Annotated in this window: 16 protein-coding genes; 5 read left to right on the top strand and 11 right to left on the bottom strand. The window is 73.0% G+C overall.

Features of this window, described 5'->3' with window-relative positions:
* Positions 1–367: 367 nt before the first annotated feature.
* Together MCAG_RS22800 and MCAG_RS22795 are read right to left on the bottom strand one after the other, a co-directional pair.
* Positions 368–1129 (bottom strand): SDR family oxidoreductase, encoded by a 762-nt coding sequence (locus tag MCAG_RS22800; protein ID WP_036374807.1) that lies wholly within the window; start codon positions 1127–1129, stop codon positions 368–370.
* On the bottom strand, positions 1126–2151 hold the full coding sequence (locus MCAG_RS22795) for a zinc-binding dehydrogenase (RefSeq protein ID WP_007075337.1): 1026 nt from the start codon (positions 2149–2151) through the stop codon (positions 1126–1128). Before MCAG_RS22795 ends, MCAG_RS22800 begins: the two co-directional genes overlap by 4 nt.
* Positions 2152–2419: 268 nt before the next feature.
* Here MCAG_RS22795 and MCAG_RS22790 point away from each other — a divergent pair, with 268 nt between their 5' ends.
* Positions 2420–3115 carry a FadR/GntR family transcriptional regulator gene (locus tag MCAG_RS22790; protein WP_007075336.1) on the top strand — a complete coding sequence of 232 codons (696 nt, stop codon included), beginning with the start codon at positions 2420–2422 and terminating at the stop codon, positions 3113–3115.
* Between the two features lie 17 nt (positions 3116–3132).
* Here MCAG_RS22790 and MCAG_RS22785 read toward each other — a convergent pair whose 3' ends face one another.
* From MCAG_RS22785 to MCAG_RS22750, 8 genes are all read right to left on the bottom strand, one after another.
* On the bottom strand, positions 3133–4014 hold the full coding sequence (locus tag MCAG_RS22785) for an amidohydrolase (RefSeq protein WP_007075335.1): 882 nt from the start codon (positions 4012–4014) through the stop codon (positions 3133–3135).
* Positions 4011–5339, bottom strand: coding sequence for an enolase C-terminal domain-like protein (locus MCAG_RS22780; protein WP_007075334.1), 1329 nt, complete (start codon positions 5337–5339; stop codon positions 4011–4013). Before MCAG_RS22780 ends, MCAG_RS22785 begins: the two co-directional genes overlap by 4 nt.
* 88 nt (positions 5340–5427) lie before the next feature.
* Positions 5428–6468, bottom strand: a complete 1041-nt coding sequence (locus MCAG_RS22775) for an ABC transporter permease (RefSeq protein WP_007075333.1) — start codon at positions 6466–6468, stop codon at positions 5428–5430.
* Entirely contained in the window at positions 6461–8002 is a 1542-nt protein-coding gene (locus MCAG_RS22770) for a sugar ABC transporter ATP-binding protein (protein WP_036374804.1), read from the bottom strand. Before MCAG_RS22770 ends, MCAG_RS22775 begins: the two co-directional genes overlap by 8 nt.
* Positions 7999–9069: a sugar ABC transporter substrate-binding protein gene (locus MCAG_RS22765; protein ID WP_007075331.1), complete on the bottom strand. Its 1071-nt coding sequence runs from the start codon at positions 9067–9069 to the stop codon at positions 7999–8001. The genes MCAG_RS22770 and MCAG_RS22765 overlap by 4 nt, the downstream gene beginning before the upstream one ends.
* 622 nt (positions 9070–9691) lie before the next feature.
* On the bottom strand, positions 9692–10060 hold the full coding sequence (locus MCAG_RS22760) for a hypothetical protein (protein WP_007075330.1): 369 nt from the start codon (positions 10058–10060) through the stop codon (positions 9692–9694).
* A gap of 21 nt (positions 10061–10081) precedes the next feature.
* Positions 10082–11293: a helix-turn-helix domain-containing protein gene (locus MCAG_RS22755; RefSeq protein WP_036374802.1), complete on the bottom strand. Its 1212-nt coding sequence runs from the start codon at positions 11291–11293 to the stop codon at positions 10082–10084.
* A 226-nt stretch (positions 11294–11519) separates the two neighbouring features.
* On the bottom strand, positions 11520–12404 hold the full coding sequence (locus MCAG_RS22750) for a hypothetical protein (protein WP_232290249.1): 885 nt from the start codon (positions 12402–12404) through the stop codon (positions 11520–11522).
* On the opposite strand from MCAG_RS22750, the gene MCAG_RS22745 reads away from it, so the two are divergent.
* A complete protein-coding gene (locus tag MCAG_RS22745; protein ID WP_007075328.1) occupies positions 12382–13158 on the top strand; it encodes an S-adenosyl-l-methionine hydroxide adenosyltransferase family protein in 777 nt (258 codons plus the stop codon). The two genes, MCAG_RS22750 and MCAG_RS22745, sit on opposite strands and share 23 nt — an antisense overlap.
* 98 nt (positions 13159–13256) lie before the next feature.
* Positions 13257–13499 carry a CPCC family cysteine-rich protein gene (locus tag MCAG_RS22740; protein ID WP_007075327.1) on the top strand — a complete coding sequence of 81 codons (243 nt, stop codon included), beginning with the start codon at positions 13257–13259 and terminating at the stop codon, positions 13497–13499.
* A gap of 52 nt (positions 13500–13551) precedes the next feature.
* Here the strand turns inward: MCAG_RS22740 and MCAG_RS22735 are convergent, their stop codons facing one another.
* Positions 13552–14859, bottom strand: a complete 1308-nt coding sequence (locus tag MCAG_RS22735) for a hypothetical protein (protein ID WP_036374798.1) — start codon at positions 14857–14859, stop codon at positions 13552–13554.
* Between the two features lie 108 nt (positions 14860–14967).
* On the opposite strand from MCAG_RS22735, the gene MCAG_RS22730 reads away from it, so the two are divergent.
* Together MCAG_RS22730 and MCAG_RS33845 are read left to right on the top strand one after the other, a co-directional pair.
* Positions 14968–15789, top strand: a complete 822-nt coding sequence (locus MCAG_RS22730) for a DNA-formamidopyrimidine glycosylase family protein (protein ID WP_007075325.1) — start codon at positions 14968–14970, stop codon at positions 15787–15789.
* Positions 15790–15962: 173 nt separating this feature from the next.
* A partial coding sequence (locus MCAG_RS33845) for a multicopper oxidase domain-containing protein (protein ID WP_007075324.1) occupies positions 15963–19571 on the top strand: 3609 nt, incomplete at its 3' end.

The following is a 19571-nucleotide window of genomic DNA, read 5'->3' as shown; positions in this document are numbered from 1 at the left end:
CGGGCCCGCCCTCCGGTTTGCGTCCGGACCGAATGGGCCCCGGTCAGCGGGTCAGCTCCCGATCCCCGCTGCTGGTTGGCCCCCGCCACCCGGGAAGGCAGTCTCTTTACATCGATTAACGTTAACGTAATACGTGTGATGTTTGCTGTCAACGAGGGGCTGGCTCGCCGGTTCGGCGGTCACCGCGCGCCGTCCCACGCCGCCTCGGCCGCGCACACGCCGAAACGCGTGCGCCCCGCGAACCACGGCGCCACGGTCCACCGCCACGGGCACCCCGCGCCCGGCTCGCCCACGTGCAGCGGGCCGGAATGCGCACCGGCAGGTGGGATCCGGTCCGCGCGCTGCCCGCCTGGTTCGGCCCCGCTACTCAGCGGCCGAGCCAACCACCGTCGACCGGGATGATCGTGCCGTGCACGTAGGCCGCCGCATCGGAGGCGAGGAAGACGGTGACCCCGGCGAGGTCGTCGGGTCGACCCCAGCGGCCGGCCGGGATCCGCTCCAGGATGGCCCGGTTCCGCTCCGGCTGCTCCCGCAGCGCCTGGGTGTTGTCCGTGCCGATGTAGCCCGGCGCGATCGCGTTGACGTTGACACCGTGCCGCGCCCACTCGTTGGCCAGCGCCCGGGTCAGCCCGGCGACGCCGGACTTCGCGGCGGCGTAGCCGGGCACGGTCACGCCGCCCTGGAAGCTCAGCATCGACGCGGTGAAGATGATTTTCCCGCTGCCCCGCCGGACCATGTCCCGGCCGATCTCGCGGGCGAGCACGAACGGGGCGGTGAGATCGACCTCCAGCACGTGGTCCCAGTCCTCGTCGGTGTGCTCGGCGGCCGGGGCGCGGCGGATCGTGCCGGCATTGTTGACGAGGATGTCGACGGGCCGTTCGCGCTCGCCGAGCCACCCGGCCAGCGCGCGGACGGCGGCCCGGTCGGACAGGTCCGCCCGGTACGGGACGAAGGAGCGGCCGTGGGCCGCCACCCGCTCCGCGACCTCGCTGCCGGTGTCCTCCAGCGCGGCGCTCACGCCGATCACGTCGGCGCCCGCCGCCGCCAGGGCCTCGGCCATCGCCAGGCCGATGCCACGCCGGCAGCCGGTCACCACGGCCAGCCGGCCGCTCAGGTCGAACGGGTTCACGCGTCCCCTCCACAGTCGACGAGCACCTTCACGTCACCGCCGGCGGCGAGCGCCTCAAACGCCCGCGCCACCTCGGTCAGCGGCACGATCCGGGTGATGAGCCGCTCGGCGGGCACCTGCCCGCCGTGCACCAGGCGGACCGCCTCGGCGTAGTCCTGGTGCTCGTACACCCGCACGCCGATCATCTCCAGCTCGCGCCAGAAGATCCGGTGCAGGTCCACCTCGCGCGGGGTGGAATGGATCGCCACCATGACGAGCCGCCCACGTACGGCGAGCAGGTCGGTCGCGGTGCGGACCCCCGCGGCCGAGCCGGACACCTCGAACACCACGTCGGCGCCCGCTCCCCCGGTGGCGTCCCGGACGAACGACGTGACCTCGACCACCGCCGGGTCCACGGTGCAGAGCCCGAGGTCGGCGGCGAGCTGACGGCGGCGGGGGTCGAGTTCGAGCACGGTCACCACGGCGCCGGCCGCCTGGGCGACCGTGCCGATGAGCAGGCCGACCGGGCCCGCGCCGATGACCACCGCGTGTTCGCCGGCGACGAGCCGGGAGCGCCGCACGTCGTGCACGGCCACCGCCGTCGGCTCGACCAACGCGGCGTGTGCCAGGGGCAGCTCCTCAGGCAGCGGCACCAGGATCCGCGCGGGCACCGTCCAGGAGCGCTGCATCGAGCCGGGCGAATCGATGCCGACGAAGTTGAGCCGGTGGCAGATGTGGGTGTGGCCGGCGCGGCAGGCGGGGCACTCGCCGCACCAGTCCAGCGGCATGACGGTCACCGGTTCGCCCACGCGGTGACCGTCGACGCCCGCGCCGACCTCGGCGACGCGGCCGGACATCTCGTGGCCGATCACCGCCGGCACGCGGACCCGCTGATCCATCGCCCCGTGCGCGATGTGCAGGTCGGTGCCGCAGATGCCGGTGTACGCGACGTCGATGCGTACCTCGCCGGGACCGGGCGGCACCGCTGTGGTCTCCTCGACGACGAAGGTATGCTTGCCGACGTAGTGTGCGCTTCGGTTCACGCGATCTCCTCGGTCAGGTGCGAACATCATGCCCCCGGGGCGTTGGCGCGGACGGCGCTGATGCCTTCCCGTGGGCAGGTGCCCGGACAGGACCGTGCGCACGCCCGGATCGGGTTCCGGTCGACCCGGGTCGCGGGGCCGCGACGGCGCGGGAACCACGACGGCGGCAAACGTCCGATGTCTCTATATTGGTGGGGCTGCCGCCGCCCGCCGCCGACGGCGGGCCCATCAGGACGGCGATCGACGGCCCGGTCGGAAGGAGACGTGGATGGCACTGACCGACGACGCGATCGCGCGGATCCGGAGCATGATCCAGAGCGGCGAGCTGCCGCCGGGCGCGCGGCTGCCGCCGGAGCCGCAACTGGCTGCGCAGATGGGGCTGTCGCGCAGTGGGGTGCGGGAGGCGGTGAAGGTGCTCGAATCGGCCCGCGTGCTCGACGTACGGCGCGGCGACGGAACGTACGTCACCAGTCTCGCCCCCCGGCTGCTGCTGGAGGGGCTGGGCGTGGCGGTGGAGCTGCTGCGCGACGACACGCTGCTGGAGGTCGTGGAGGTACGCCGGATGCTGGAGCCGGTGGCGACCGGCCTGGCAGCGCTGCGGATGACCGACGCTCAGCTCGCCGAGCTGAGCCGGCTCCTGGAGGAGATGCGGGCGGCGGCCGACGACGCCGAGAAGCTGATCCGGTTCGACATCGCCTTCCACCAGACCGTCATCGCCGCGACCGGCAACGAGACCCTCGCATCGCTGCTGGACGGGCTGTCCAGCCGTACGGTGCGGGCCCGGGTGTGGCGCGGGTTGATAGAGGGCAACTCGGCACACAAGACGATCGACGAGCACCACGCGATCTACCTCGCGCTGCGCTCGCGTGACCAACTGCTGGCCCAGGCCAGCGCGCTGATACACGTCAACACCTCCGAGGCGTGGCTGCGTACGGTGCTCGCGGCCCAGGCGGCGAAGGCGTGAGCCGCCGCCGGCCGGGGTCATGCGGGCGGCGCCGGGGCGAGCTGCTCGACCCGCCGCGCCAGATCGTAGGCGCGCACGGCGGTCCCGGCGAAGATCTCGTGTCGGTCCCGGGCCGACAGTGGGGGCAGCGCGGCCGTCAACGCCCGGCGCACCCCGGGATAGTCCAATCTGAGTAGGCAGACCGGCCAGTCCGAGCCAAACATCAGACGCTCCGGCCCGAACTCCTCGATCGCCGCCTCGACGAACGGACGCAGCTCGTCCGGCGACCAGTCCGGCCCGGCCTCGGTGACCAGACCGGACAGCTTGCCGGTGACGTTGGGGTTGGCGGCCAGGGCGGCCAGCGGGCCGCGCCAGCTCCGCAGGCCCGCCTCGCCCTCGTCGATGCGGGGCTTGCCCAGGTGGTCGAGGACGAACCGGAGCTGCGGCACCGCCCGAGCCGCCCGGGCCGCCGCGGGTAGCTGGTCGGCGCGGATCACCAGGTCGAACACGAGCCCGGCGGCACCGATCTCGGCGAGCCCACGCCGCACGTCGGGCCGGTCGAGGTAGTCGGGGTCCGCCTCCCCCTGCACCTGCGAGCGCACCCCGACCAGAAACTCGCCCCCGCGCAGCCGGCGGTACCGCTCGATGGTGGCGGCCACGTCGCCGGCCGCGACGTCGAGCCAGGCCACCACCGCGAGGATCGCCGGGGTGTCGGCGGCGTAGCCGAGGAACTCGGCCGCCTCGTCGGGGTGGCAGCGACCGCCCTCCACCAGCACGGTGCCGTGCACGCCGGCCGCGGCGAGCTCGGTGGTCAGATCCTGTGGGGTGAACGGCCGGCGGATGACTTCCAGCCCGGGCGCGTCGAGCCAGTCGTAGCCGCGTTCCGGCCGCCACAGGTGGTGATGCGCGTCGATGATCACGCCGTCTGCCCTCCCACCGTGGCGGGCGTGGTCGTCCACTGCGGGCCGTCCGGGTACCGGTAGTCGGCCACGGAGGTGGCGACGATCTCCGCGCTCATCCCCGGGGCGGTGGGCGCGAGGTACCGCCCGCCGCTGAGCCGGACCGGGTCCACGAAGTGCTCGTGCAGGTGGTCGACGTACTCGATGGCCCGGTCGTCGGTGCTGCCGCTGAGCGCGACGAAGTCGAACATGGCCAGGTGCTGCACCAGCTCGCACAGCCCCACCCCGCCGGCGTGCGGGCAGACCGGCACCCCGAACTTCGCGGCGAGCAGCAGAATGGCCAGGTTCTCGTTGACACCGGCGACCCGGCAGGCGTCGATCTGCACCACGTCGACGGCGTCGGCCTGCAACAACTGCTTGAACATCACCGCGTTGTGCACGTGCTCGCCGGTGGCCACCTTGACCGGGGCGAGGGCCTTGCGCACGGCGGCGTGCCCGAGCACGTCGTCCGGCGACGTCGGCTCCTCGATCCAGTACGGGTCGAACGCGGCCAGCTCGCGCATCCACCGGATCGCCTCCGGCACGCCCCAGATCTGGTTGGCGTCGACCGCGATGCGGATGTCCGGCCCCACGGCCTGCCGGGCGATGCCCAACCGGCGTACGTCGTCGGTGAGGTTCCCGCCGACCTTGAGCTTGATCAGCCGATACCCCTCGCGCACCGCCTCCGCGCAGAGCCGGGCCAGCTTCTCGTCGTCGTAGCCCAGCCAGCCGGGGGTGGTCGTGTACGCCGGGTAGCCCTCGGCCCGCAGCAGGCGCTCGCGCTCGGACCGGCCGGCTACGGCGCCCCGCAGCAGCCCGAGCGCCTCGTCCTCGGTGAGGGCGTCGCGCAGGTAGCGGAAGTCGACCTGCGCCACGAGCTGCTCAGGGGTGAGGTCGGCGAGCAGCTTCCACAGCGGCTTGCCCGCCCGCCGCGCGGCGAGATCCCACACCGCGTTGACGAGGCCGCCGGCGGCCATGTGCACGACGCCCTTCTCCGGGCCCAGCCAGCGGATCTGGCTGTCACCGACGAGCCTGCGGGCCAGGGCGCCCGGGTCGGCGACCAGCTCGTCGACCGGCTGGCCGACCACCATCGGGGCGAGCGACTGCACGGCCGCGACCTGGATCTCGGTGCCCCGGCCCACGGTGAAGACCAGACCGTACCCGGTGGCGCCCGCCGAGGTCCGCAGGATGACGTAGGCGGCGGAGTAGTCCGGGAACGGGTTCATCGCGTCGGACCCGTCGCGGTGCCGGGAGGTGGGGAACCGTACGTCGATGGTTGCTACGGACGAGATGAGCTCAGTCACCAGAACTCCTGGGGAGTAGAACGTCGGCCGCCTTGTGCCCCGACTCGTGGATCTGCCTCGGCGGTGGGCCCGACCGGCGGGCCGGTCCGCCTCATGTCTGCGCCTTGCCCCCGGTGATGCGGGAGACCACCAGGGCCACCAGGATGACCGCGCCGTTGAGGAAGTTCGTCCACTGCGCGGGCACCCCGGCCAGGGTCAACACATTGATGATCATAAAGAGCAGTAGGACGCCGGTGAACGCGCCGAAGACGCTGCCCCTGCCGCCGTTGAGGCTGACGCCGCCGATCACCGCCGCCGCGAAGACCTGGAAGATGGCACCGCTGCCCTGAGCCGCCGGCACCGCCGCGAGCCGGCCGCTGATCAGCAGGCCGGCGAGGGCCGCGAGCACGCTGGCCACGACGAGCGCGATCCACAGCACCCGGTCGGTGCGGATGCCCGCCGCGCGGGCGGCGTCGACGTTGCCGCCGATCGCGTAGAGCGCCCGGCCGGATCGGGTGTAGCCGAGCACCACGATCCCGGCGGCGAACAGCAGCAGCGACAACCAGATCGACGCCGGCACCCCGAACCAGGTCGCGGAGCCGAGATACGTCATCGACTCCGGCAGGGCGAAGAAGGTCTGCCCGCCGGAGATGCCGGTGAGCAGCCCGCGCAGGATGATGAGCATGCCCAGCGTGACGATGAAGCCGTTGAGGCCGAACCGGACGATGAGCAGCCCGTTGAATGCACCGACGAGGGCACCGACGAGCAGGACGACCGGGACCGCCCAGGCGTCCGGTAGCGCGTCGAGACCGAGACCCCGGGTGAGCGCGGGGTCGACGACCAGCCAGGCCGCGATGCCGGGCGCGAGGCCGAAGGTGGATTCCAGCGACAGGTCCATCTTGCCGGTGATCAGCACGATGGTCTGGGCGAGGACCAGGATGGCGATCTCCGACATGCTCTGCAACACGTTGATGATGTTGTCGGAGCTGAGGAAGACCGGGTTGACGATCGACCCGACGATCGCCACGGCGATGATCGCCGGCACCAGCGCGAGGTCACGCAGCCGGGCGATGGCCAGGCTCCGCGACGGCGACGACGGGGGCGACGGCGGCGACGACGAGGACGCCGTGGCGGTGGACAGCGTCTCAGACATGGTGGAGATCCACCCCTTCCATGGCGGCTACCAGATCGTTGTCGCTCCAGCCGTGGGCCATCTCGCCGACGATCCGGCCCTGGAACATCACCAGCACGCGGTCACAGATCCGCAGGTCGTCCAGCTCGTCGGAGACCACGAGCACGGCGGTGCCGCGACGGCGCACGTCCTCGACGACACCGAGCAGGGTCTGCTTGGAGCGCACGTCGACACCGGCGGTCGGCGTGATGAGAACCAGCAGCTTCGGATCGCTGGCCAGCGCCCGGCCCATCACGACCTTCTGTTGGTTGCCCCCGGACAGGTCGGAGACCGGCACCTGCGGCCCGGACGCCTTGATTGCCAGGTCGGCGATGGTCCCCCGCGCCAGGGCGTCCCGCCGGGCCGACGAGATGAGGCCGTACCGCCCGACACGGTCCGGCACGGTCATCGTGACGTTCTCCGCGATGGACAGCAACGGCACGAGACCCTCCCGGTGCCGGTCCTGGGGCACCAGCCCGACTCCGGCGTCGAGGGCGTCGGGCACGCTGCCCGGACGCAGCACGCGGCCGTCGAGGGTGACGGTTCCGCCCGCCCGACGGGTCAGCCCGACGATCGCCTCGGCGACCTCGACCTTGCCGCTGCCGCCGCCACCCGCGATGCCGACGACCTCGCCCGCCCTGGCCTCCATCGACACCTGCGCGCCGGACGAAGTGACCAGGTCCCGCACCGACAGCAGCACCGGCGCGTCCGGCGGCAGGGGCGGGTGGTCGGCCTCCGGCATCGTCACGTCCTCGCCGGTCATCGCGGCGACCAACTCCTGCCGGCTCAGCTCCGCCACCGGGGCGGTGACGATGTGCCGGGCGTCGCGGAAGACCGTCACCCGGTCGCAGAGCTCGTAGATCTCCTGGAGGTGGTGACTGATGAACAAAAACGTCACGCCGTGGGCCCGCAGGTCACGGATCCGGGTGAACAGGCGGTTGATGCCCGCCGCGTCGAGCTGGGCGGTCGGCTCGTCGAGGATGATGAACCGGGCACCGAAGGACAGCGCCCGGGCGATCTCGACGAACTGCCGCTGCTCGACGGAGAGCGTCGAGGCGGGCTGGCGTACGTCGACGTCGACCGACCAGGCCGCCAGCAACTGCTCTGCCGCACGCCGCAGGCGCGACCAGTGGATCAGCCCGCCCGGCCCCCGGGCGTGCCGGTTGAGGAACAGGTTCTCCGCCACCGTGAGGGTGGGGATGATCGTCGACTTCTGGTAGACGCACGCCACCCGCTGTCGCCAGGCGTCGCGGTCGGCCAGTGGCGGCGCCGGACGCCCGTCGAAGGCCACCGCGCCGTCATCGGCGGCCTGAAGGCCGGTGAGAATGCTGACCAAGGTCGACTTGCCGGCACCGTTGCGGCCTACCAGGGCGTGCGTCTCACCCCGGCGGACCACGATGCTCGCGTCGGACAGGGCGACCGTCGACCCGAACCGCTTGGTGATGCTCACCGCCTCGACGACGGGCCGGCCGTCGCCGGACGGCCCGTCGGTCGGGCGGGGCGGGGCGGCACTCATGCGTTGTTGCCCCACAGCGACGCGTCGTCGAACTTCAGGGTGGGTTGCCCCGCGATCGGCGCGCCGTCCAGCGTCACCAGCGGTGCCGGAAGCTGGTCTTCGAGCAGGCCGTCGCGCACCTGGATGATGGTGCTGCCGTGCGCGGTCGGGCCGGGCTGGAACGTCTTGCCCTCGATCGCCGCCTGCACGTACTCCAGCCCGTACTTGGCGTACAGGTCGGCCGGCTGGCTGACGGTGGCGTCGATCAGGCCATTACCGATGTTCTTCAGCTCCTCCGGGATGCCGTCGTTGGAGACGACGAAGACGTGCTTGGGATCGGTCGGCGGCACCTGGAGCCCTCGCTGCTTGAGGATCTGGAGGGTGCCCGACAGCGCGAACGAGGACTGCATGTAGATGCCCTTGATGTCCGGATCCGACGCGAAGCGGGTCTGCAACTTCGACGCCGCCACGTCCGCCTTCCAGTCGGTGGCCTCACCGAACACGGTGACCCCGGGGAACTCCTTGCGCATGCACTCGTTGAACGCCTCGGTGCGGTCGCGGCCGTTGATCGAGTCCAGGCCACCCTGGAGCATGACGACCTTGCCCCGGCCGCCCAGCTTGGTGCCCAGGAACTGGCACGCCTTGATGCCGTAGGCGCGGTTGTCGGCGCGCACGACCATGAACACCTTGCCGGTGTCCGGCCGGGTGTCGATGGTGACCACCGGGATCTTCTTGCTGTCGAGCTGGGACAGTGTCGGCGCGATGGCGGCGGTGTCCTGCGGGGCCATCACCACGCCCTTCACGCCCTGGCTCATGAAGGTCTGCGCGTTGGAGATGAGGTTCGCGATGTCGTTCTGCGAGTTGGTGGCCTTGAGTTCGACACCCAGTTCGCCCGCGTACTGCGGCACGTACTTGATGTACGAGTTCCAGAAGTCCGTGTCGGAGCGGGGGTAATCCACCCCGACGAGCGGTTTGCCGCCGCCCGAGCCGGTTTCGTCGCCCGCGTTGTCGCCGCAGCCGGCGGTGACGGCAGCCGTCGCACTGAGCAGCAGGGTCAGCCCCGCGCTCAGCAGAATTCTCCGGTTCATTGTGGTTCCTCCATATCCGGGGCGTCCCCGCTGTCGGCGTCGCCGCAACCCCCTGCGGATCGCGGCGACGCATACGTCGGACGGAGACTGCGAGGATCAGACGGCCGCGATGGCCACAGCAGGTTGGTGCTGCCGTCCCAGGTCCACTGCTTGGGCGGGGAGCGCGCGGATCAACCCACCGGCCACGCCTGCGACACCGCCCGCACGGAGGCCGGCCAGCAGCGAACGACGGGTGAAAGGGGGTGGGACATGGGGATCCCTCCAGAGCAGGGGTGACGCGGAGAGGCGACTCAGACATCAGACGTTAAAGGTTTCCAACGCGTAACGTCAATGCTTGAATGTCCGGTGAAGACCGAGATTGCCCTGGCAGATAAACCGCATGCGCCCGGCGAGCATCCGATACATCCTATGACTGCGAGTCGCGGCGACCTGCGCCCCGAGGAAGCCGCGTGTGGCGCGACAGGCGGATCGCCCCACGACCCAGCGACTGCGTGGACGCTAACATCGATAACACTGACATTGCTAGGTCTTTCGCAGGCCCCTGACGGCAGGCGAGGACAGCCGACCGGGTCAGGGCTGCGGGTGGATGGGATGAGACGGAAGCGGTCCGGCCGGGTTCAGGTCAGGTCAGGTTGAGGGTGAGGGCGAGCTGGATGACGGTGGCCGAGGCGTGTCGGTCGCGGGCCACCCAGGCGATCACGTCCCGGGCGGCAGGGCGGTGGCGCAGCTCGGCCGGCGCGGTACGTTCGGCGTCGAGCAGGGCCCGGCCGGCGTTGCGCGGGTCGTCGATCTGGAGGTACGCCCACGCGGCGTCGAGCAGGTGGGCGGCGCGGTGCTCGGCTGGCAGCCACCGCCAGGCGTCCCGGCGGGTGGTCCTCTCGTGCCAGGCGACCGCGTCACGGGCCGCGCCCAGCTCCAGGGCGGCGGCGCGGGCCAGGTTGACCGCCGTCGGCCCGAACGCCGTCCGGTGGTGATCGTGGCCGTCACCCACCCGTAGCGCCAGGTCGCCGGGTCAGGAGGCGAGGCCGACCTTCAGCGCGAGATCGCGCACGCCGTTTCGCGCGGACCTGGGCCCGTCGAGGAGATCGAGGGTGATCTGACGGGCGTAGCCGTTGAAGCGGATCGTCTCCGGTGCCGCGTCGTACGCCTGACGGAGAGTCTCCACGGTGGATTCGGTGTCTCTGTTGGCAAGGTGCGCGCGAGCCACCTCGATCAGGTGGCGGGCACGCCGCGGCCTCGACGGGACGACAGCCGGGTCGAGGCCGTTGGCCTGCCGCAGCGCCTCACCGGGCTTCTGCAACTCGACGGCGAGGGTCACCGCGTGCGCGGCCATGATGATCCGGGAGAACGACGTCTGTTGCTGGTAGAAGCCCTGCGGCAGCCGCCGGGACACCTCGTCGGCACGATCCCAGTACCGCCAGGCGCGGCCCTCTTCCCCCGCCCGTGCGGCGATGTAGGCGGCCTCGAAGTGCAGAGCGCCCCACAGGGCGAGCAGGTTCGGGTTCGCATCGGCCGTTCGTGCTTCCAGCGCAGAGATCAGATCCAGGGCCACCGTCGTAGCCGTGTCCCAGTCCCCGGAGTCCCGGTGAAGCTGGCACAGGAACCAGCCCGCGCCGGCCACCGCCTCCGGATCGCCGGACTCCTGCGCCGCCAGCATCGACCGGTCGGCGACGCGCCAGATCAGCTCGGCGGCAGGTTGGTAGGCGAGGTACATCTGGGCCAGCCCGAGGGTTTCGGCCAGCAGCGCGTGTGCCCGACGGCGGTCGTCTCCCTCGTACGTCAGCGCGGCGAACTGCGCGTCCCGGACCAGGTTCGGCAACACGGTTGCCAACACCGTCCGGTGGTCCGACGACTCGTGTCGTGCCCGCCAGGCTGCGGCAAGGCGCTCGCTGAGCTGCACCAACGGCGGCGCGGTCGCGGCACCGGGCAACGCGACACGGTTGACGGCGGCGCGCACCGAGGCGAGCGCGGGATGCTCCGGCCCGTTGACAACGGCGGACCGGTCGCTCAGCTCCCCGACCAGGGCGGAAACGTCGACCTTGAGCGCGCGGGCGATCCGATCCAGCATGTGCACGCGCGGCGGCAGGATGCGATCGTTCTCCACGGCCTTCACCCACTCGGCACTGCGGCCCACCAGCCCGCCGAGCACCGCGCGGGTCTTGCCCGCCCGCTCACGGTAGAGCTTCAACCGCTGCCCGAAGGTCAGCTCCGGCATGGCGTCCATCCGACCTCCCAGCGTGACGCGCTACCCACCCAGGGTCGCCTTCCCACGGTACTCATGAGCACGGCGGCTCGTAACCCTTGCTCGGCCTGCTGGTAGCGACAGCAGGCGGCGCGCACCATGAAGGCGGCATCCAGTTCCTACGGCGGTGTGGTGGGTCTTGGGGCGGGGGCGGGGATCGGTGGAAGCCGGCGCAGCGCTCGAATGGCCAGCACCGCGAGCGGTACGCCTACCGCGAGAACAGCGACATCTCCACGGATGCCATCGTGGCGAGTGTTGTGCGCTGTGCCTGGTTGTTGACGTCGGGCAGGGTTACGGTTCGCAGGGCGAGCGCGGTTACGGCGAGCAGGGTGAACGCCAGTGACCATGGCAGTGTGCCGGATGGGCGACGGGATCCTCGAACGGTCAGGTGGACCATTATGGCGACAGTGACCGCCACGCATGACAGGCCCGGCCAGTCCAGCAGCCTCAGCGCCGGTTCGATTGCCTGGATGGTGAACAGCGGCACGGGAACGAGGAGAATGCCGATCGGCAGCGCGAGGAGCCAGGGCCGGCGCTGTACAGGCGGGGCGTCGTGGTGAAAGGCCGCCATGGCTACTGGCAGGAAGACGTCGATGAGCAACATCGCCCAGGGCGACGCGGACAACGGTACGTCACGGGCGGCTTGTTCCACCGCGGTGGTGATAGCGGAAGGCACGATGGCAAGCAGGGCGACTGCCTGGGCCACGCGCCGGCTCCCGAGGACGAGCTCGATGTAGGCCGGCAACCAGGCATAACCGGCGAGGTTCCACGTGGTGCGCCACATGCTCGACGGTGGAGTGAGCACCAATTCGGGTGCTGGAGCCGGCAACCAGGCGATCTCGCCGGAGAGCCACAGTGTGATGGCGATACTGGCGGTGACCATGACGGCGTGGGTCAGCATCGCCACCAGGGTCGCCAGTCGCACGGCTTGTCCCCCTCGCGGCGAAGCGGCCGGCAGCCCGGCGCCTCGCGCGGCGGGCGGACAGCGGCACAGCGACACAAGGGCGCAGCGGGCGGACAGCGACACAAGGGCGCAGCGGCACAGCGGAGCGAGCACGAGGGGGGACCCGATGGCGTGGATCTCGTTGACCACCGACTACGGTCTGGCCGACGGTTTCGTGGCCGCCTGCCACGGGGTGATCGCGCGGATCGCGCCAGCCGCCCGGGTGATCGACGTGACCCACCTCGTCCCGCCGGCCGACGTGCGGCGGGGCGCGGCCGTGCTCGCTCAGACGGTGCCGTACCTGCCGGCGGGGGTACACGTCGCGGTGGTCGACCCGGGGGTGGGCACCCGTCGACGCGGAGTCGCCCTGGCCACGCCGGGCGGGACGCTGGTCGGGCCGGACAACGGCCTGCTGCCCGACGCCGCCGCCGCGCTCGGCGGGGTGACGGCCGCCGTGGAGCTGACCAACCCCGGGTGGCTGGCCCCGCAGGTGTCGCGCACCTTCCACGGCCGGGACGTGTTCGCCCCGGTGGCCGCCCGGTTGGCGCTGGGCGCGCCGCTGGCCGACGCCGGGCCGGCGGTCGACCCGGCCACCCTGGTCCGGCTGCCCGAGCCGGTGGTCCGCGCAGAGCCGGGCGGGTTCGCCGCCGAGGTGCTGACGGTGGACCACTTCGGCAACGTGCAGCTCGCCGCGCCGGGCGACCGGCTCGCCCCGCTTCCGGCGCGGCTGCGGGTGGCCGGGCGGGCGGCGGCGCACGGGCGTACGTTCGGCGACGCCCCGCCCGGCGCGCTGGTGGTGTACGTCGACTCGGCCGGTCTGGTCGCCGCCGCCGTGAACGGCGGCCGGGCGGCTGACGTGCTAGGCGTCGGCGCGGGCGACCTGGTGGCCGTCACCGCCGGCTGAGCGGCGGGTGGACCTGCGGCGGACCCCGGCTGGGCAGAAGGTGAAATCGGCCCACCATCGGAGTGATGCCGGATCCTCGGTTGTGGAATGCTCTCCCGGTGGGTGTTCAGTGGGTTCCTTCGGCATGTCCATGTTGCGCCTCGCGGACCGGGGGCGGCACCTGCCCGGTCTGCTTCTGGACCGATGACGGTCAGAACGACGCCGACGCCGACGTGGTGCGCGGCGGGCCCAACGGCGACCTGAGCCTGACCCTCGCCCGGCTCAACTTCGCCGTCTACGGCGCCAGTCACCCCCGCTACCAGGACATGGTGCGCCCGGCCCGCCCGGAGGAGCGTCCCTGAACCCGCCACGCGGCACCGGCCCGGGGTCGCCTGGCCCGGTGCCGCGCGCCGGTCAGCAGGGCGGCACGCTTCCGCCGTACACCGCCGAGACGTACGCGTAGCTGATGTACTGCCCGGCGGCGAGGCGCTGCCACCGGTTCGTGGTGCGGAACGGGCCGCTGACGGTCTGGCCCGTGACGTAGCACTGGACCGGCACGTTGGCGTACCGGGCGGCCAGGCCACGGGAGGCGTAGCCCGTCCCGGGGCCGGAGCGGACGTTGAGCGGCCCGTCGCCGACGACGGCGCGTACCCCGGTGCCGGTCCACAGGTAGGCCACGTCGACCCAGGCGTTGGTGCTGAGCTGTAGGCCGTCCCAGAAGGTGCCGTCGGCGAGGTCGATGCCGGCCGGGTTGAGCACGGTGCGGCCGAACTGGTCCCGCCCGCCGTTGTAGCCGTGCTGGTACGCCGCCTGCGCCTCGGGCAGGCCCTGGGGCAGGTCCTTCCAGTTCTCGCGGACGGCGCTCAGGTTCCAGTAGTCGTCCCGGGTGTTCCACGGTCCCACGTCCCAGACCGGCGCGTACTCGCACCGGCTGCCGCTGGTGGTGCAGACCCGGACGGTGTAGTCGCCGGTGTCCGGTGGGGCGAGCGAGCGCCGCGAGGGCAGGGCCGCGAAGTGGTCCCGGGGCTGGACGACGTGCCCGTTGGCGGTGGTCTCGCCGACCAGGCCGATCCGGGTGGCGAAGACCCGGTAGGTGAGCCCCGGCGTGGCGGCGGCGACGGCTAGCCGGTCGGCGGTGAGCCGGACGCCGCGTACCGCCGGGGTGACGGCGGGGGTGCGGGCGGTGAGCTGCACCCGGGCCTGGACCCGGGTGACCGGCCGGTCGAAGACGGCGGCCGGGACGGCCCGCCGCCACTCGGTCCAGCCGGCGGCCCCCCGGCCGCGCACCTGGACCTCGACCGCGCCGCCCTGGCCGGTTTCCGCGACGACGTCGGCGCGGACCCGGGTGACGGGCCTGACCAGGTCGTGCGCCCGGCTGAGGTACGTGCCCTCGGCGAACGCGGGATGCCGGTCGAGTGCCGCCGAGGTGACGGCGCGCGGCGCCCGGTCGGCGAGCCGGAGCCGGCCGCCGGTGAAGCGGACGTTCACGTCGTCGGCGTCGACGGCGGAGAGGTCAGGGCTCCACCGCTGCGCCACCGGACCGATTGAACCGACCGGGTCGGCAGGGGTGGCAGCGGACGGCACGGCCACGGTCCGGGCCACCGGCGACGGCACGGAAGCGCCGGCAGGCGCGGGGGCAAAGGGGGAGACGAGGGCGACGGTCAGGGCGGCGAGGGCGCCGGTGAGGACGGTCGGACGGACGGTGCGTCGGGCATCTCGCATGCATTTCTCCTCAGAACTCCTTGATAGTGCGGCCAGCAGCAATTGATGGGAATAGCAGCACAAATGGCGATACATGCGAGTTCCGCTCAGGGGAGGGAGAATGGCGGGATGCCCGAAGGCGACACCGTCTGGAATACCGCCCGCGTCCTGGGGCGGGCGCTCGGCGGGGCCCGGTTGACCGCCTCGGACTTCCGGGTGCCCCGGCTGGCCGGCACCGACCTGGCCGGCTGGACGGTGCGCGAGTCGGCGAGCCGGGGCAAGCACCTGCTGCTGCGGCTCGCCGCGCCCGCGCCGGTCGGCTCGGGCGGGGTCACCGGCTGGACGCTGCACTCGCACCTGCGGATGGACGGGGCGTGGCGGGCGTACGCGCCGGGGGAACGCTGGACGGCCCGGCCCGCACACCTGATCCGGGCGGTGCTGCGCGCCCCCGACGCGGTCGCCGTGGGCTACCACCTGCACGAGCTGGCGCTGGTGCCGACCGCCGAGGAAGGCGCGCTGGTGGGACACCTCGGGCCGGACCTGCTCGGCGCGGACTGGGACCCGACCGAGGCGGTCCGCCGGCTCGCCGCCCATCCCGAGGCGACGATCGGCGAGGCGCTGCTCGACCAGCGCAACCTGGCCGGGGTGGGCAACCTCTACAAGTGCGAGGTGCTGTTCCTGCGCGGCGTGTCGCCGTGGACCCCGGTGGGCGCGGTGTCCGACCTGGCCGGCACGGTGGCGCTCGCCCAGCGGCTGCTGGCGGCCAACCGGGGGCGGTGGACCCAGAGCACCACCGGGTCGCTACGCCGGGGCGAGACGAGCTACGTGTACGGCCGGCGGGCCCAGCCGTGCCGGCGTTGCGGCACCGCGATCCGCAAACAGGAGCTGGGCGAGCGGGTCACCTACTGGTGCCCAATCTGCCAGCCCGAGCCGCCCGCATCCGCGCCCTGACCTGCGCCGACACCCTCCCAGCGTCCGGGACGCCCCCAGATACGGACGAATGGGTAGTTCCGCACCAGGCACCCGACGTCGCATGCTGCGGTTGAGTACTCACCGAGCGTCAACGGGTGCGCGCGGTCGTCCCGAGGGGGTGGCGGTCGCCGCGCCACGATCCGGGGAGAGCCATGGTGCTGTTCCGCAGACTGCGCTCCAGCTTCACCGACCGGCCCGCGCGTACCGGCGCGGAACCGGCGCCGACCGTGCCGTCGGCCCGGACCGCCGAGGCGACCGACGCCGACGCGACCGAAACCGCCCCGGCCAGCCTCGACCCGGCCGCCGTCCCGCGCTGCTTCGGCCCGGTGCCCAACTTCGCCGCCAGCCCGCTGCCGGTGCCGGACGGGCGCGGCGGGGTCGTCCCCGGCACCGGCCTGCGCAAGTTCGTTGACGCCCTGCCCCGCCCCGGCGAGGGGGGCCGCACCGAGCTGGGCGGGTGGTTGCCGGTGGCGACCCCGGACACGATCACCTGGCCGGGCTGCGACTACTACGAGATCGGCCTCCAGGAGTACACGCAGCGGCTGCACCGCGACCTGCCCGCCACCCGGCTGCGCGGCTACCGGCAGCTCAACCTCGGCACCGACGGCTCCGGGCACAACACGGTCGTCCCGCCCGACCGGCCGTACCTGTGCGGGCCGGTGATCGTCGCCCGGCGCGGCCGGCCGGTGCGGATCAAGTTCATCAACCAGCTACCCACCGGCCGGGCCGGCGAGCTGTTCCTGCCCGTGGACGCGACCGTCGACGGGGCCGGCGCGGGCCCGCTGGGCGGACCGGCCCCGTACCCGCAGAACCGGGCGGTGCTGCACCTGTACGGCGGGCAGACCGGCTGGATCAGCGCCGGCAACCCGTGGCAGTGGGTGACGCCGGCCGGGGAGATCACCCCGTACCCGACGGGGGTGGGGTTGACCCACGTGCCGGACATGCCGCCGCCCGGCCCCGGGGCGACCACCCTGTACTACCCGAACGAGCAGAGCGGCCGGTTGATGTGGCTGCACGACAACACCCTCGGCCTGTCCCGGCTCACCGTCTGCTCCGGGCAGCTCGCCCTCTACCTGCTCACCGACCAGGCCGAGGAGGACCTCGTCGCCGACGGGGTGCTCCCCGCCGAGCAGCTCCCGCTGGTGATCACCGACCGCACGTTCGTGCCGGACGACACGCAACTCGCCGGCCAGGACCCGACCTGGGACCGGGACCGCTGGGGAGCCCGGGGCAGCCTGTGGCACCCGCACGTCTACCAGCCCCGGCAGCACCCGTACCGGCCGTCCGGGACGAACCCGACCGGCCGCTGGGACTACGGCCCGTGGACGCGTCCCACGCCGGCGGGTGGCCCGGCCGGCGCGAGGCCGGGCGGGTCGGGGCCCGACGACCGGCCACCGGTGCCCGAGGGCGGGCCCGTGCCGAACCCGCACCACGACCCCGTCGCCGACCCCGACGAGCCACCACTGGCCCCGGGCGTGCCGCACCCGTCGGCGGTGCCCGAGGCGTACGGGGACACCCCGCTGGTCAACGGCGTCGCGTACCCGCACCTGACGGTCGCGCCGAAGGCGTACCGGTTCCGGATCCTGAACGCCTGCGCGGACCGCGCCCTCAACCTCCAGCTCTACCGGGCCCGCTCCGACGGCCCGATGTGGGGCCCGGACGGCGGGCTGCTCGACGCCGACGCGGGCGAGGTGCCGATGGTGGAGGCCGCCCGCGCCCCCGGCCGCCCGCCGCACTGGCCCGTGGACGGTCGCGAGGGCGGGGTGCCCGACCCGGCAGCCAATGGGCCGGCGCTGATCCAGGTCGGCAACGAGTGCGGCCTGCTCCCGGCCCCGGCGGTGCTGCCCAACCGGCCGGTCGGCTACCGGTACGACCGGCAGGACCCGACGGTGCTCAACGTGGACGGGCACGCCCTGCTGCTCGCCCCCGGGGAGCGGGCCGACGTGGTCGTCGACTTCTCCGCCGTCCCGCCCGGGGCCAACCTGATCCTGTACAACGACTGCCCGGCTCCGCTGCCCCGCTTCGACCCCCGCTACGACCACCACACCGGCGCACCGGACCGCACCGGCGTCGGCGGCGGGCCCGCGCCGCTGCCCGGGTACGGGCCGAACACCCGCACCCTGTTGCAGTTCCGGGTGGCCGGCGAGCCGGCCGAGCCGTACGACCTCCACCGGCTGGCCGAGCGGCTGCCCGGCGCGTACGCGGCCAGCCAGCGCCCGCCGATCGTGCCCCAGCCGGCGTACGACCGCGCGTTCGGCACCCGAACGTCCCGGGACACGGTGGTGCCGGCGCACGCCATCACGGTCACCTTCACCCCGGCCGGGTCCGCCGCGCCGGTGACCCTCCCGCTGACCGTGAAGGCGGTGCAGCACGTCTTCGAGCCCGCGCACGGGCGGGTGACCGGCCGGCTGGGGGTGGCCCACCCGCACGCCGGGCCGCTGGGCTCGGCCACCCTGCCGCTGGGCCCGGCCGACCCGGCCACCGAAACCCTGGTGATCGCCGACCCGACGGTGCAGGTCGGCACGCCCGCCGACGGCACCCAGCTCTGGCGGATCAGCGGCAACGCGTTGCACACGCACCCGGTGCACGTCGGCGGCTGCGACGTGCAGGTGGTCAACCGGGTGGGCTGGGGCGGCGCGATCCGCCAGCCCGAGCCGAACGAGCTGGGCTGGAAGGAGACCATCCGGGTCAACCCCCGCGAGGACGTGATCGTGGCGCTGCGGCCGGTGGCCCCCGCCCTGCCGTTCAAGATCGGCGACAGCGTGCGGCTGCTCGACCCGACCCGCCCGGCGGGCGCGCGGATCGACTCGACGGCGGTGAGCCCGGTGGACGGGCGGCCCGCGTCGGTGGTCAACCAGCTCGTCAACATGGGGTGGGAGTACCGCTGGCACAGCCAGCTCGCCGGCCACCGGGACCAGGGCATGAGCCGACCGCTGGTGCTGCGGGTCGCCCCGCTGGCCCCGACCGGGCTGACCGCCACGCCGGTGCCCGGCTCGGCGACCGTCCTGCCGGCGATCACGCTGACCTGGACCGGCAACGGCGGCCGGCCGCCGGCCAGCAGCCACCTGCTCCAGCGGGCCACCGACGTCGCGTTCACCGAGGGGCTCACCGCGATCACCGTGGCCGCCGCCGCGACCCGGTACACCGACGCGACCGTCACCCCCGGGGTCACCTACCACTACCGGATCCGGGCGGAGAACGAGGTGAGCTGCTCGGCCTGGTCCAACGGGGTGCCGGCGTCGGTGCGCATCGCCGCGCCCGCCGGGCTGGTCGCGGCGATCCCGCCGGCCGCCCCGCTGCGGGTGGCGCTGCGCTGGGCGAACCGCTCCTTCGCCACCGGCGTCGACGTGCAGCGGGCCACCAACCCGACGTTCACCAGCGGTCCGACCACCACGGCGATCGGCGTGCAGGAGCAGCACGTGGACGACGTGGTGGCCCCGGACACCACGTACTACTACCGGGTGCGCACGACGTACCTCGGGGTCGCGTCGCCGTGGTCGACGGTCGCCGCCGTCACCAGCCCACCCCGGCCGGCCCCACCCACGGACCTGGCCGCCGTCGCGAGCGCGCCCGGACCTGACACCGCGACGGTGACCCTGACCTGGGCGGCAGGCCCGCCAGGCGGGCCGGGGGCCGGATTCCTAGTGCAGCGTGCGGTCGACCCGGCGTTCGAGCGGGAGGTGGCCGCGTTCACGGTGCACGGGCGGGAGTTCGTCAACACCGGCCTGGCCCGGGGCGTGACCTACCACTACCGGGTGCGG

It is taken from the genome of Micromonospora sp. ATCC 39149 (assembly GCF_000158815.1).
In the GTDB taxonomy this organism is placed as follows: domain Bacteria; phylum Actinomycetota; class Actinomycetes; order Mycobacteriales; family Micromonosporaceae; genus Micromonospora.
Note: the sequence above shows the minus strand (reverse complement) of the source record. Positions and strands in the feature narration are given on the sequence as shown.